Source organism: Serratia sp. TSA_198.1 (assembly GCF_052686505.1).
Genome location: NZ_JBQZFP010000009.1, coordinates 49,983 through 62,908 on the forward strand (window position 1 = coordinate 49,983; position 12,926 = coordinate 62,908).

Consider the following 12,926-nt stretch of genomic DNA (forward strand, 5'->3'; position numbering starts at 1 on the left):
CCTGTGCCCCTGGTTACACCGCATCCTGCGGCAGGTTGAGATCGCGGCCGCGGGTTTCCGGTGCAAAGAAGGTAGTGATTAAGCCAATGGCCGCCATTACAACAAAATAGCAGGCGACAGGCCACCAGTGACCGAAGCCGGACAGCAACGCGGTGGCGATCAGCGGCGCGGTGCCGCCGGAGAGGATCGAGCCCAGCTCCTTGGCGAACGCCATTTTTGAGTAGCGATTTTTGACGCCGAACAGCTCCACCCCGTAAGCGGCCTGCACGCCAAAAATCCCCAGCGACGCAATGCACATGCCGACGACAATCACCGAAATCACCGTCGCCGGATCGCGGCTGTCGAGCAGCCAGAAAGCCGGGAAGGCGTACAACACCAGCAGCAGGCAGAAGCAGCGGTAGGTGATGCGGCGGCCGAAGCGATCGGAAAGCCAACCGGCCAGCGGGATCACCAGGAAGCCGCACAGTGAGGCGATCATCACCGCCAATGCCGGCACCGACTTATCCACCATCAGCACCTTGGCGACATAACCCACGATAAAGCCCTGGCACAGGTAAGAGGGGCCGTTTTCGCCGATGCGCAGGCCGAGCATCACCCAGAAGGCTTTGGTGCGCTGCAGATAGCTGCGGTCATCCGGCGCAGCGGTGGAAGCGTCCAGCATGCGTTGGTGGTTTTGCTGTAGCTCGCGTTCAAATACCGGCGTTTCGCGCACGTGTCGGCGCAGGTAGAGGGCACCCCCGGCGATCAGAATGCTGGCAAGGAACGGAATGCGCCAGCCCCAGGCGATCAGATCGGCTTTATCCAACTGCAACACCAGCAACCAGACCAGCGAGGCCAGTAAGGTACCGCTGTTGGAGCCGATAGCGATGATCGAGGCGACCAGGCCACGCCGTTTGGCCGGCGCATATTCCGCCAGCATCACCGCTCCGCCGGAAAGCTCCGCCCCGGCGCCGAACCCTTGGGCAAAACGCAGGATCACCAGGCAGGTTGGCGCCCAGATGCCGATTTGCGCGTAGGAGGGGATCAGCCCGATCAGCGTGGTGGAGACGCCCATCAGCGCCACGGTGGTGATCAACACCACGCGGCGGCCTTTGCGATCGCCAATCCAGCCGAACACCAAAGCGCCGATAGGGCGGGCGATAAAACCGACCGAGTAGGTGGCGAAACTGGCCAGCAACGCCACCATAGGGGTAGCTTCGGGGAAGAACACGTCGCCGAACACCATGCCGGCCGCCAGGCCATACAGGGCGAAATCGACATACTCCATAGCGGTCCCGAGCCAGCATGAGAAGGTGGCGCGCCAGAATTGACTGCGTCCTTCTTTGGTGGCCAGGCGTTCATCGGCTGCCAGCGTATCGCCGGTGGCCTGTGGGGGGGCAAGCGTTGTTTCGCTCATGGCATTGATATCCTCTTTTCGTCATGCGCCATGAGTGGCGCCGTTAAAGATGGTTTCCCTGGCGTCGGCAATAAGGTTTGCTGACAAAAGTGTCGAGCGGGTGGCGATTCAACGCTGCATGACAAAGGTATCTACGCGCGTAGATAAAACAATGCTGCAGAGGTGAAAGTTTGCAGGCGATCACAGAATCCCCACCGCTCCGGGGAGTGAAGGTAAAGAAAACAGATGGCAGAAAGATGACATTGCGGCGTTTTTACCGCGGCGATTTTGCTGCCCGCCGCGCCACGAATCAGCCTGCCGCTTTTGGATTTCTGCGTTACAATGAATTTCTGTTAACAGTTTGTATGGTCTGGTGCGGCCGCAGGGTGCGGCGCCAGGCCTGGAGTAGAACAATGTCTGGCAATAGGGATTCCATCCTGCCGCCGCTTGAGTGGTTATCTGCGCAACACCCCCCGGTACCCGCCGCCGTCAGTGACTGGCTGATGGAGCCAGGATCCATGACCCGCCGTTTTGAACGCCACTGTGGTCGCGTGCACGTTGAACCGCAGCGCGAATGTTTCGTCACCCGCGACCAGTTGGGTGAAGAAGCCGAACACCTGCCGGATAGCCCGCGTTACTGGCTACGAGAGATAATACTGCTGGGCGATAACCAGCCTTGGCTGCTGGGGCGCACGGTGATCCCGCAAGAGACCTTGACCGGCCCGGATCAGGCGCTGGTGGATTTGGGCACGCTCCCGCTGGGGCGCTATCTGTTCAGCAGCGGTGAATTGACTCGCGATTACATTCATATGGGGCGGCAGGATGCGTTATGGGCACGCCGCTCCCGTTTACGGCTGGCGGGCAAGCCCTTATTGCTGACAGAACTGTTTTTACCGGCTTCGCCGTTGTACGCTGCGGGCAGCGCGGAAATCGCATGATGAGGAGAGGAAATACCTTGGAGGGAAGCGTGACTCAAAGCAAATGGCGGGCTTACGGCCATCTGATGCGCCTCGATAAACCGATCGGCAGCCTGCTGCTGCTGTGGCCAACGCTGTGGGCGCTGTGGATTGCGGGGCAGGGGGTGCCGCCACTGTCTATCCTGCTGGTGTTCGTGATTGGGGTGTTCCTGATGCGTGCTGCCGGCTGCGTGGTAAATGACTATGCCGATCGCGCCGTTGACGGCCATGTGAAGCGAACAGCGGGGCGCCCAATGCCGAGCGGCCGGGTGAGCGAGAAAGAGGCCAAGATCCTGTTCGTGGTGCTGGTGCTGGTCTCTTTTGGGCTGGTGCTGACGCTGAACGCCATGACCATCTGGCTGTCGCTGGCGGCGCTGGCGCTGGCGTGGATCTATCCATTTATGAAGCGGGTCACCAATCTGCCGCAGTTCGTGCTGGGAGCGGCGTTCGGTTGGGGCATCCCAATGGGCTACGCCGCCGTTAGCGAGGCACTGCCGCTAAGCTGCTGGCTGCTGCTGCTGGCCAATATCTGCTGGACGGTGGCTTACGATACGCTGTATGCGATGGTGGACCGTGACGATGACCTGAAGATTGGCGTCAAATCCACCGCCATTCTGTTTGGCCGTTACGACAAACTGATCGTCGGTCTGCTGCAGTTCGCGACGCTGCTGCTGCTGCTGTGGGTGGGCTATCTGGCCCAACTGAGCGGGGCGTTTTATTGGTCGTTGCTATTGGCGGGTGCCTTGTTTATTCATCAGCAAAAGCAAATCGCTACCCGCGATCGCGACGCCTGCTTCAAGGCGTTCCTGGATAATAACTATGTCGGGCTGGTGTTGTTTATCGGTATCGCATTGAGTTATTGGCAGGGCTAGCGGTATTCCGACAATAAAAAAGGCACCCTACGGTGCCTTTTTGTTTTTTATTATCAATCAATTATTCAGCTTTCTCTTCCGTCGCCGCCGTTTCCGGCTGCACGCTGGTTTCCGCCGGCATGCTGACGCTCTCGATAGTCAGCTTGATTTCCGGGGTAATCAAATCGCTCAGCATGCTGTACACCTCCAGGGTGTGCTCACGAACTGCATCGCCGACATCGTTGATGTAGCCTTCTTCACGCAGCGTCGCCACCAGGGTAGAGAACACGGCCTTGTCGAAGAACTCTGGCGCATTGATACCATGCAGTACCGAAAGGCGCTGGGCCATGATGCGGCTCTCTTTCTCCAGCGCGCCGCGGTTGATGCTCGGGTTGGCGCTGAGGATAGACATGGTGATGGCATAGCGCTGCAACGTTTCGCGCACGCCGGCTGCCAGCAACTGCAGAGGGCGAATGCGCGCCGGGTTAAGCACCAGATCCTCGCCTTTGTCGCAGATGAGCTGCTGGCGGATCATTTCCTCGATCAGCGGCCGCAGCACTTCCGGCAGTTGTTCCTTGTCGTTGTGCAGGAACAGTTCGGCCTTCAGCATCGGGTAAATCAGGCCGATCTGCCGCAGCAGTTCAGCGCGGGACACCCGGCGGTGATGCATCACTATGGTGGCGATCAACGAAGGCAGCACCAACAGATGGTGGATATTGTTGCGGTAATAGGTCATCAGCACCGCCTGCTCGCGCGGCAGGATGATGATATCGCCGATGTTATCCTTCTCCACCTCGAACTTGTTCATGTTCAGCGCGTGATCCAGCAGCTCGTCCGGCGTTTGGGTCGGCACTGTGACGTCGCCGGCGTAAGGCACGTTGCGCATCAGTTGCAGATAACACTCCAACTGCTCAAGCAGCTGCTCGCGGGTCAGCGAGCGCTGGCGTGAGGCCAGCAGCGCCGTGGAACACAGGTTCATGGCATTGGCGGCGGCGGCGTTGTTGATGCGGACCATGATCTTGGCCGCCAGGTCGTTGACCGTTGGCGTCAGCCAGCTTGGACGTTGGGCTTCGATCGGGTCAATCGATTCGCGCCACTGCGGCACGTTCTGGTTCAGGTAGGTGGTCAACGGCAGCGGATCACCGAAGTTGACGTAACCCTGGCCGAGATTACGCAGCTTGCGCAGGCCGCGCAGCATCTGCAACAGGCTCTCTTTTTCCTTGGTTGCACCGCGCAGCTCTTTGGCGTAAGTACCTACTTCCATCACGTGTTCGTAACCGATGTAGATCGGGACCAGCGTGATAGGACGAGTGCCACCGCGCAACATTGCCTGGATGGTCATCGACAGGGTGCCGGTCTTCGGTTCCAGCAGGCGCCCTGTGCGGGAACGGCCGCCTTCAACGAAGTATTCCACCGAGTAGCCACGGGTAAACAGCTCGCCGAGGTATTCGCGGAATACCGTTGAATACAGCTTGTTGCCTTTGAAGGTGCGGCGGATAAAGAACGCGCCCAGGCGACGGAAGATCGGCCCGGCCGGCCAGAAGTTGAGGTTGATGCCGGCGGCGATGTGCGGCGGCACCAGGCCCTGGTGATACAGCACGTAGGACAGCAGCAGGTAGTCCATATGGCTGCGGTGACACGGCACATAAACGATCTCGTGGCCGTCCTGCGCCAACTGGCGCACGCGCTCGGCATTAGTGACGTTGATGCCCTGATACAGCCGGTTCCAGGTCCAGCTCAGCACGCGATCGGAAAGGCGCACCGTCTCGTACGAGAAGTCGGCGGCGATCTCTTCCATCAGCGCAATGGCGTTCTGCTGGGCCTTTTCATGGGAAATTTTCTTGCTGCGCGCTTCGTCCTCGACCGCTTTTTCGATCGCTTTGGACGCCAGCAGCTTATTGAACAGATCCTGACGAGCCGGCAGGCTTGGGCCGACGGCGGCCAGACGTTGACGCGAGAAATGCATGCGCGCCACGCGCGCCAGTTTTTGTGCGATAGTTTTGTCCGTGCCGTGTTCGGTCGCCATTCGGCGCAGCGAAACGGTGTTGGAGAAACGCACGAAGCTGTCGCGGCCCAGCCACAGGACGGCGAAGAATTTCTGGACGCCGTTCAGCAAGCGCAGATGCGGCGTGCCGTGGCCTTCGCGGCCTGGGGAACGGCCAAACATCACCGACACCGGCAGCATCTGAATATCGAGATCCGGGTTGCTGCGGTGCAGATCCAGATAGTCGTGAAACAGTTTTACCGACTCTTCTTTCGGTGTGTAGTAGCGGAACACGCGCGGGCCGTCGTGAATAAACACGTGGCTTGGCAGTACGGTGCCGTCTATCTCCAGCGGATTGAGGGGGTCGGGCAAATCCTGCGCCAGGCACTGGGTGCGCAGCGTCAGTAAATCCGCCTTGGAATTATAAGGTAAAACATACAAAATCGGCCGTGAGGGATCCAACCCTAACTCCGTGACCGGATCTGAAGGGATAACCTTACTTCTTACCAACAATTTGAGTGGTAAATTCAATAATTTATAATAAATTTTACGCCAACCTGACATAACAACGTGAAGCCTCTTGTTAGCAATGCGCCGCAAGCATACCAGAAACCGGGTAGCAGATCTGTGGTGTTGGAAAACCGTGAGCCGGGAGAGTTTCCTGACCCAAGCTCTATAATTATGACTTACCTCTGTGAAAGGCACTAAAAAACATGGCAAACCAAGCAACCGGCCTGACCCGTATTATTAAAGCCGCCGGCTACTCATATAAAGGCTTTTCTGCTGCCTGGCAGCACGAAGCCGCATTCCGCCAGGAGCTGGTGGCGACCGTGCTGGCTATCATACTGGCGATCTGGCTGGATGTGGGTGTGATAGCGCGCATTTTACTGATCGGATCGGTGCTGTTGGTCATGATCGTCGAGATGCTGAACAGCGCGATTGAAGCCATTGTCGATAGGGTGGGCACGGAACACCACGAGCTTTCCGGGCGGGCGAAAGATATGGGGTCGGCGGCGGTAACGCTGACGATCATACTGGCGCTGTTTGTCTGGGGTTCGGTATTGTGGCAGCACTTTGCCTGAGTGGAACGCTCCGTTGCGGCGGGGCGCTAATCCCTGATTTTTATTCATTCTTCGGTTCCCAAGCCGCGCTTACCTGTATATACTCACAGCAAGACTGTATAAACAAACAGGGGGCGGAATGAAAGCATTAACTACCAGACAACAAGAAGTCTATGATCTGATTCGCGATCATATTTCGTCAACTGGCATGCCGCCAACGCGCGCCGAGATCGCCATGCGTCTGGGGTTCCGTTCGCCAAATGCTGCAGAAGAACATCTGAAAGCGCTGGCGCGCAAGGGCGTGATCGAGATCGTCTCCGGCGCTTCACGCGGCATTCGCCTGCTGATGGAAGATGAAGAAGGTTTACCGCTGATTGGCCGCGTGGCCGCCGGTGAACCGTTGCTGGCGCAGCAGCATATCGAAGGGCACTATAAGGTGGATCCTTCTCTGTTCAAACCGAGCGCGGATTTCCTGCTGCGGGTCAACGGCATGTCGATGCGTGATATCGGCATTCTCGACGGCGATCTGCTGGCGGTGCATAAAACCCAGGACGTGCGGAACGGCCAGGTAGTGGTAGCGCGTATTGAAGATGAAGTTACGGTCAAGCGCCTGAAAAAACACGGCAATGTGGTTGAACTGCTGCCGGAAAACAGCGAGTTCCAGCCTATCGTGGTCGACCTGCGTCAGCAAAATTTCACCATTGAAGGTCTGGCGGTCGGCGTGATCCGCAACGGCGACTGGATTTAATCGCTACGCCTGAACGTTGTCCTCTGATTTAAATCGCCCCAGCTCTGGGGCGATGTCATTTCTGATTCATTCAAACCTTACCGCCACGGGAACATTTCACTATGCGCCTGCTTTCTGCCTTCACCAGCGATACTGATAAAGCCCTATGGCGCCTTGCGTTACCCATGATCTTTTCCAATATTACCGTTCCGCTGCTCGGGCTGGTGGATACTGCGGTGATTGGCCACCTGGATAGCCCCACCTATCTGGGCGGCGTTGCTATTGGTGCCATGGCTACCAGCTTCCTGTTTATGTTGCTGCTGTTCCTTCGCATGAGCACTACCGGTCTGGCGGCACAGGCGCTCGGTGCACAGGATCCTCAGGGGTTGGCGCGCGCTTTTATGCAGCCGTTGTGGCTGGCGGTGTTGGCCGGTGTGGCGATTGTGCTGCTGCGCCACCCGTTGATCGATATGGCGTTGCAGATCGTGGGCGGCGATGGCGCGGTGCTGGAGCAAGCGCGGTTATTCCTCGAAATCCGCTGGCTAAGTGCGCCGGCGGCGTTAGCCAACATGGTGATCCTGGGCTGGCTGCTTGGCGTGCAATACGTGCGTGCACCGGTGATCTTGCTGATTATCGGTAACCTGCTGAATATCGTACTGGATATCTGGTTGGTGATGGGGCTGGGTTGGAACGTGCAAGGGGCGGCGACGGCGACCGTCATCTCTGAATATGCCACCCTGCTGCTGGGGCTATGGCTTGCCTGGCGGGTGATGCGCATACGAGGCATTTCCGCGCCGATGCTGCGCCAGGCCTGGCGCGGTAATCTGCGGCGCCTGCTGGCGCTGAATCGCGACATCATGTTGCGTTCACTGCTGCTGCAAGCGTGTTTTGCCTCACTGACCATCTTCGGTGCCCGGCTTGGCGGCGACGTGGTGGCGGTAAACGCGGTACTGATGAATTTGCTGACCTTCACGGCCTACGCGCTCGACGGCTTTGCCTACGCGGTAGAGGCGCATTCCGGCCATGCCTATGGCGCTCGCGACGACAGCCAACTGCGCAAGGTGTGGCGCGCCGCCTGTCGCCAGGCTTGTTTGGTGGCACTGGCTTTTGGGGTGGTGTATGCCGTTGCCGGGCAGCAAATCATCTCGGCATTAACCTCTTTACCCGAGTTGCGTACGCTGGCGAGCCATTATCTGCCGTGGCAGGTGGTGCTGCCGTTAGTCGGTGTGTGGTGTTACCTGCTGGACGGCATGTTTATTGGTGCGACCCGCGGCGCCGAAATGCGCAACAGCATGGCGGTGGCGGCCGTCGGTTTCGGCCTGACGTTGTTTACCGTCCCTGTATTAGGCAATCACGGATTATGGCTGGCGCTGGCGGTGTTTTTGTCGCTGCGGGGCATTGCGCTGGGCTGGTTCTGGCATCGTCACCGGCTGCGCGGTACCTGGTTTACGGTGCAATAAGTCAGAGAGTTTTATAGATAATTGAGTAATTTTTCTTATGTTTTTATTTATATTTGCTTACATGTTCACAAGCGACATGCCAGTCGGGTAGTACCTTGTTTGTTAGTGTCTTTTTCTGTTTAATTGTTTTTTTATGGCTTTTTATTCTGGTTTTTGTTTTTTTGTCGTTATCTGTGTCTACAATTAATCATGTGGCTGGCGAAATAAATGGGGGAGTGGCAACCCTTTGGTTAGCGGTAATAGACCATAAAAATTGCTTGGTTATACGCCCGGTCAGCACAGTATCAAACTGATTTACGACAGGTTAACGGAGAGACTATGAACAAAGATCAAGCCGACGGTAACTGGAAACAGTTTAAAGGGAAAGTGAAGGAACAATGGGGCAAGCTGACCGATGACGATTTGGCGGTCATTGAAGGGAAACGCGAACAGCTTGTCGGTAAAATCCAGGAACGCTATGGCTACCAGAAAGAGGCGGCCGAGAAAGAAGTGAAATCCTGGGAAGACCACAGCAAGTATCGCTGGTAGCGAGCAGGGCCACAGCATACGGTGGCCGTAATCGACTGTAGCCGGCCTGGTGTTTTGATCCCCTTAACGCCACGGCCACAGGTACAGGGAAGTGCCTGACCAATCCCGCTTAATTTATTTCTTCTTGATGGCAATGCTGTGATCGTGCTCACCGCAATCATGCTTGCTGTCGCAGGCTTCCACTTCAACACAGCCCGAACACAGGCCATGCGCTTCCACCACGCTGTGGCGCAGCACAAAACCCGACTCTTTCGCCAGTTTTTGCAGCGTTTCCTCCACCCCTTCGGTGGTACGTTCAGTCACCTGAGCACAGCGATCGCAGATAAACAGCGCGGAGGTATGCATCGGTTGTTCGAAATGATGGCACAGCACGTAGCTGTTGGCCGACTCCACCCGATGAATAAACCCTTGTTCCAACAAAAAATCCAGCGCGCGATAGACCGTTGGCGGTTTCGCCTGCGGTTCAGCCACGCGCAGCAGATCCAGCAGGTCATAAGCGCTGATGGCACCGGGTTGTTGTGCCATCAGGCGTAACACTTCCAGCCGCTGCGGTGTCAGCCGCACATTGCGTTGCAGGCAGAGTTGTTCAGCCTGCGCCAGCAGTTTTTCCTGGGTGCTTGAGTTCATGGCAAATATCCCGGTACGTAAAAAAAACGATTTTATCATGATTAAGCGCAATCGCCGAGAGTCGCCCCCTTTTCCGCTGATAAGGTGCAACCTGATGCGGAGATACGGCTGGCGCGATGAAAAATGAGTGACCCTTCACGCGCTACACCGGCATCTGAGCGGTGGGCAAGCGCCGTGATGCCTTCTCAGGCGGACAGTGAACGCTGCAAGTGCTCCGCCAGCCTGGTCATCTCCGCCGCAGGATTATGGCCAATCAGCATAAAGCTGTGGCTGCCATCGGCCCAATACACCACGTTCATCCCCTGGCGGCGTTCGCTCTGTGCGGACTCCGGCTTGCCCGGTTGCTGAATGATGCACAGCGCCAGCGGGCCAAACTGCGCGTCCAGCCAGGTCAACTGAGCAATGCGGCGATCGTCGTAAGCCAACACGCGGGCATTTTTCAGCTCAGCGCCGTTCAATGCCAGTTTGGGAGCGGGGAGGGCAATGCCGAGTCGTTCGCCGGTGTGCTGCAATTGACTGGCGAGTAACGCAGGGGCGCTATCGAAGCCCGCCAGCGTTTCCGGGGTGTAAAGCGCCATATATTGGGCCACCAGGCCGCGCCAGTTGTCTTCAGGCTGACTCGCTTGCAGCCAGGCGCGATCGCCTGCGACCCCCACAGCCAGAAAACCGACGGCAGCGGCAATCAGGACACGGCGGCTGACGCCGCGTTGTGGGACCGGCATGGCAAGTGGCCACCTGTCCTGCAGTTGTTGCACCGGTGCCTCATCCAGCAAAGGGGCGAACGCCTGTTTGAACGGCAGACTGCTGCGCTCCAGCAGCGACAAACGGTCGGCCAATGCCGGTTCGTCGACCAGGCGCTGTTCCAGGCTGCGGCGCTGCTGGGGATCCAGTTGATTGTCCAGATAGGCGACCAGCAGTTCATCCGCAGTATAGTATGAGCTCATGATCGTTCTCCTTTTGACTGCGGGATATGGGGTTGCAGCACACTGTCGTTCGCAAGCCGTAGACGTGCCGCCGCCAGGCGGCTCATGATGGTGCCGATAGGGACGCCCAGCACCTCGGCCGCTTCCCGGTAAGAAAGCTCCTCCACGTACACCAGGAACAGCGTATTGCGCTGCGCCTCCGGCAGGCGATTGACCCGCTGCATCACTTCATTGGCCCATATCGTATCTTCACCGTTTTCCTCGCCGGCCGGATCGTCGGCATCGACAAAACCCTGCCCCTGACGGATATGCCGGGCACGGACTTCGTTCAGCCAAATGGAATGCAGAATCGAAAACAGCCAGCGATCCATACGCGAGCCCAGAGTAAACTGTGCGGCGCGCTCCAGCGCCCGCACACAGGTGGCTTGTACCAGATCGTCGGCGATATCCCGCCGGTGGGAGAGCACTAAACCATAGCGCCACAGGCGGGAAAGATACTGGCCGATTTCGTTGCGGATTGCGTCGTTGCTGATGCTCGCCTCCGGGCCTGGCTACCTTATGATTCGGGATGGTGATCTATGGCTGCCGCCAGGTCGCGGTACTCTTCGCAACCGGTGCCGCACAGCGACTGGATCACCGTGAGCTGCTCTTTCGCCAGGTCCGGACGGCCTTTCACCATATAGGCTTCACCCAAGTATTCGCGGACTTTTGGGTAGTTGGGATCGAGCGCTACTGATTTTAAATAGTAGCCGATCCCTTCATCCGTGCGCCCGAGTTTGCGGGTGGCATAACCCCGGTAGTTCAATGCCACGGCAGTGTTGGGGTTTTTCAGGGTATTCAGCACGTCGAGGGCATCCTGATAGCGGCCGCTTTTTGCCAGTGCATAGGCGTAGTTCGCCCGATCGTTGTCGCCGATCATGCTGCTTTTATCCACCATGCAGGTCTTGGTTTTTGTATCGTATATCTGGCCTTTCGGGCAGGTCGGCGTGGTTTGGCCGCTGCCGTCACCCCCCATTGCCAGGGCCGCGCCGGAAAACAGCAGAGAGCCGGCAATCACGGGCAGCAACAGGCGTTTAACGAAACTGTTCATGGTTTTTTTCCTCATTGGAGGGGGAGACGAATTGCCCCCTTGGTGAGAGAACACCTGAAGAGGCGTTTTTATTCGTTTTTTCTTTTTCTTTTTGGCCTGATGACACGGCGGTTTTCCCAACGCCGCCGATTGTCGTTATAATAGCCGTTTGCGGCAGTACGCCGTTCGTTGAATCCCAGACAGAATCAGGTAGCCAGTAACTCAGCATGACGACAGACAACCACGCCTCAAAATATGCCGCCAATCGTTTCTCCATTGCGCCGATGCTCGACTGGACCGATCGTCATTGCCGTTACTTCCATCGCCTGCTGACCAAAGAAACGCTGCTGTACACCGAAATGGTGACCACCGGCGCGATTATTCATGGCAAGGGCGACTATCTGGCCTACAGCGAAGAAGAACATCCGGTGGCGTTGCAGCTGGGCGGCAGCGATCCGGCTGCGCTGGCGCATTGTGCCAAACTGGCCGAACAGCGCGGCTACGACGAGATTAACCTCAACGTCGGTTGCCCGTCCGATCGCGTACAAAACGGCATGTTCGGCGCCTGTCTGATGGGGCAGGCGACGCTGGTTGCCGACTGCATCAAGGCGATGCGCGACGTGGTGTCGATCCCGGTAACGGTCAAGACCCGCATCGGCATCGACGACCAGGACAGCTACGAGTTTCTGTGCGATTTTATCGCCACCGTTGCCGGGCGCGGCGAGTGCGACATGTTTACTATCCATGCACGCAAGGCCTGGTTGTCCGGCCTCAGCCCGAAAGAAAACCGTGAAGTGCCGCCGCTGGACTATCCGCGCGTGTATCAATTGAAACGTGATTTCCCGCAGCTGACTCTCGCCATCAACGGCGGTGTGAAAACGCTGGAAGAAGCAAAGCAGCATCTGGAGCATCTGGACGGCGTGATGATGGGGCGCGAGGCTTATCAGAATCCGGGCATTTTGGCGCGGGTCGACAGCGAGCTGTTTGGTCGTCAGACCGAGGTCATGGACAGCGTGGCGATTATCGAATCGCTGTATCCGTATATTGAACGTGAGCTGTCGAACGGCACCTATTTGGGGCACATCACCCGCCATATCCTCGGCCTGTTCCAGGGCGTACCGGGGGCGCGCCAGTGGCGTCGCCATCTGAGCGAGAACGCCCATAAACCGGGTGCTGATGCGCGCGTGGTGGAAGCTGCGCTGGATCTGGTTCGTCTGCCGCGTACCGAAGTGGCGTAATACGCAAAGAATTTGACTAACAGTTAGTCTTTTTCATCAGGCATTCAGCACTCTGCTGTTTGCCTGTTTTTATATTTCAACTACTTATCTTTTCCGCCGTTCTGGCACGCATCTTGTAATACTCCTG

The 12,926-nt window shown here is 57.6% G+C and carries 14 protein-coding genes; 7 read left to right on the forward strand and 7 right to left on the reverse strand.

Features of this window, described 5'->3' with window-relative positions:
- Positions 1-13: 13 nt before the first annotated feature.
- The gene (locus ACUTSW_RS23505) at positions 14-1,396 is read right to left on the reverse strand and encodes an MFS transporter (protein ID WP_004948804.1); all 1,383 of its coding nucleotides are present in this window, start codon (positions 1,394-1,396) and stop codon (positions 14-16) included.
- 392 nt (positions 1,397-1,788) lie between these two features.
- On the opposite strand from ACUTSW_RS23505, the gene ubiC reads away from it, so the two are divergent.
- Both ubiC and ubiA read left to right on the forward strand, forming a co-directional pair.
- The gene (ubiC, locus tag ACUTSW_RS23510; RefSeq protein ID WP_006328360.1) at positions 1,789-2,313 is read left to right on the forward strand and encodes a chorismate lyase; all 525 of its coding nucleotides are present in this window, start codon (positions 1,789-1,791) and stop codon (positions 2,311-2,313) included.
- A gap of 17 nt (positions 2,314-2,330) precedes the next feature.
- Positions 2,331-3,203, forward strand: a complete 873-nt coding sequence (gene ubiA / locus ACUTSW_RS23515) for a 4-hydroxybenzoate octaprenyltransferase (protein ID WP_197912981.1) — start codon at positions 2,331-2,333, stop codon at positions 3,201-3,203.
- 61 nt (positions 3,204-3,264) lie between these two features.
- Here the strand turns inward: ubiA and plsB are convergent, their stop codons facing one another.
- Positions 3,265-5,730: a glycerol-3-phosphate 1-O-acyltransferase PlsB gene (gene plsB, locus ACUTSW_RS23520; RefSeq protein WP_445585488.1), complete on the reverse strand. Its 2,466-nt coding sequence runs from the start codon at positions 5,728-5,730 to the stop codon at positions 3,265-3,267.
- A 149-nt stretch (positions 5,731-5,879) separates the two neighbouring features.
- Between plsB and ACUTSW_RS23525 the strand changes: the two genes are divergently transcribed.
- The 4 genes from ACUTSW_RS23525 (at position 5,880) to ACUTSW_RS23540 (ending at position 8,942) form a co-directional block, all read left to right on the forward strand.
- A complete protein-coding gene (locus ACUTSW_RS23525; RefSeq protein WP_445585489.1) occupies positions 5,880-6,248 on the forward strand; it encodes a diacylglycerol kinase in 369 nt (122 codons plus the stop codon).
- Positions 6,249-6,366: 118 nt separating this feature from the next.
- Entirely contained in the window at positions 6,367-6,975 is a 609-nt protein-coding gene (gene lexA, locus ACUTSW_RS23530; protein WP_004948794.1) for a transcriptional repressor LexA, read from the forward strand.
- Between the two features lie 101 nt (positions 6,976-7,076).
- Complete coding sequence (gene dinF / locus ACUTSW_RS23535; protein ID WP_445585490.1) at positions 7,077-8,414, forward strand: MATE family efflux transporter DinF; 1,338 nt, start codon at positions 7,077-7,079, stop codon at positions 8,412-8,414.
- Between the two features lie 318 nt (positions 8,415-8,732).
- Positions 8,733-8,942, forward strand: a complete 210-nt coding sequence (locus tag ACUTSW_RS23540) for a CsbD family protein (protein ID WP_004948789.1) — start codon at positions 8,733-8,735, stop codon at positions 8,940-8,942.
- A 114-nt stretch (positions 8,943-9,056) separates the two neighbouring features.
- On the opposite strand, the gene zur is transcribed toward ACUTSW_RS23540, so the two are convergent.
- From zur to ACUTSW_RS23565, 5 genes are all read right to left on the reverse strand, one after another.
- The gene (gene zur / locus ACUTSW_RS23545; RefSeq protein WP_004948787.1) at positions 9,057-9,569 is read right to left on the reverse strand and encodes a zinc uptake transcriptional repressor Zur; all 513 of its coding nucleotides are present in this window, start codon (positions 9,567-9,569) and stop codon (positions 9,057-9,059) included.
- A gap of 185 nt (positions 9,570-9,754) precedes the next feature.
- Positions 9,755-10,513 (reverse strand): anti-sigma factor family protein, encoded by a 759-nt coding sequence (locus tag ACUTSW_RS23550; protein ID WP_445585491.1) that lies wholly within the window; start codon positions 10,511-10,513, stop codon positions 9,755-9,757.
- Positions 10,510-10,959 carry an RNA polymerase sigma factor gene (locus ACUTSW_RS23555; protein WP_445585492.1) on the reverse strand — a complete coding sequence of 150 codons (450 nt, stop codon included), beginning with the start codon at positions 10,957-10,959 and terminating at the stop codon, positions 10,510-10,512. Before ACUTSW_RS23555 ends, ACUTSW_RS23550 begins: the two co-directional genes overlap by 4 nt.
- An 89-nt stretch (positions 10,960-11,048) precedes the next feature.
- Positions 11,049-11,582 carry a tetratricopeptide repeat protein gene (locus ACUTSW_RS23560; protein WP_013814744.1) on the reverse strand — a complete coding sequence of 178 codons (534 nt, stop codon included), beginning with the start codon at positions 11,580-11,582 and terminating at the stop codon, positions 11,049-11,051.
- Positions 11,566-11,790 carry a hypothetical protein gene (locus tag ACUTSW_RS23565; RefSeq protein ID WP_445585493.1) on the reverse strand — a complete coding sequence of 75 codons (225 nt, stop codon included), beginning with the start codon at positions 11,788-11,790 and terminating at the stop codon, positions 11,566-11,568. The genes ACUTSW_RS23560 and ACUTSW_RS23565 overlap by 17 nt, the downstream gene beginning before the upstream one ends.
- On the opposite strand from ACUTSW_RS23565, the gene dusA reads away from it, so the two are divergent.
- Entirely contained in the window at positions 11,789-12,799 is a 1,011-nt protein-coding gene (gene dusA, locus ACUTSW_RS23570; RefSeq protein ID WP_004948772.1) for a tRNA dihydrouridine(20/20a) synthase DusA, read from the forward strand. The genes ACUTSW_RS23565 and dusA overlap by 2 nt on opposite strands.
- Positions 12,800-12,926 lie beyond the last annotated feature (127 nt).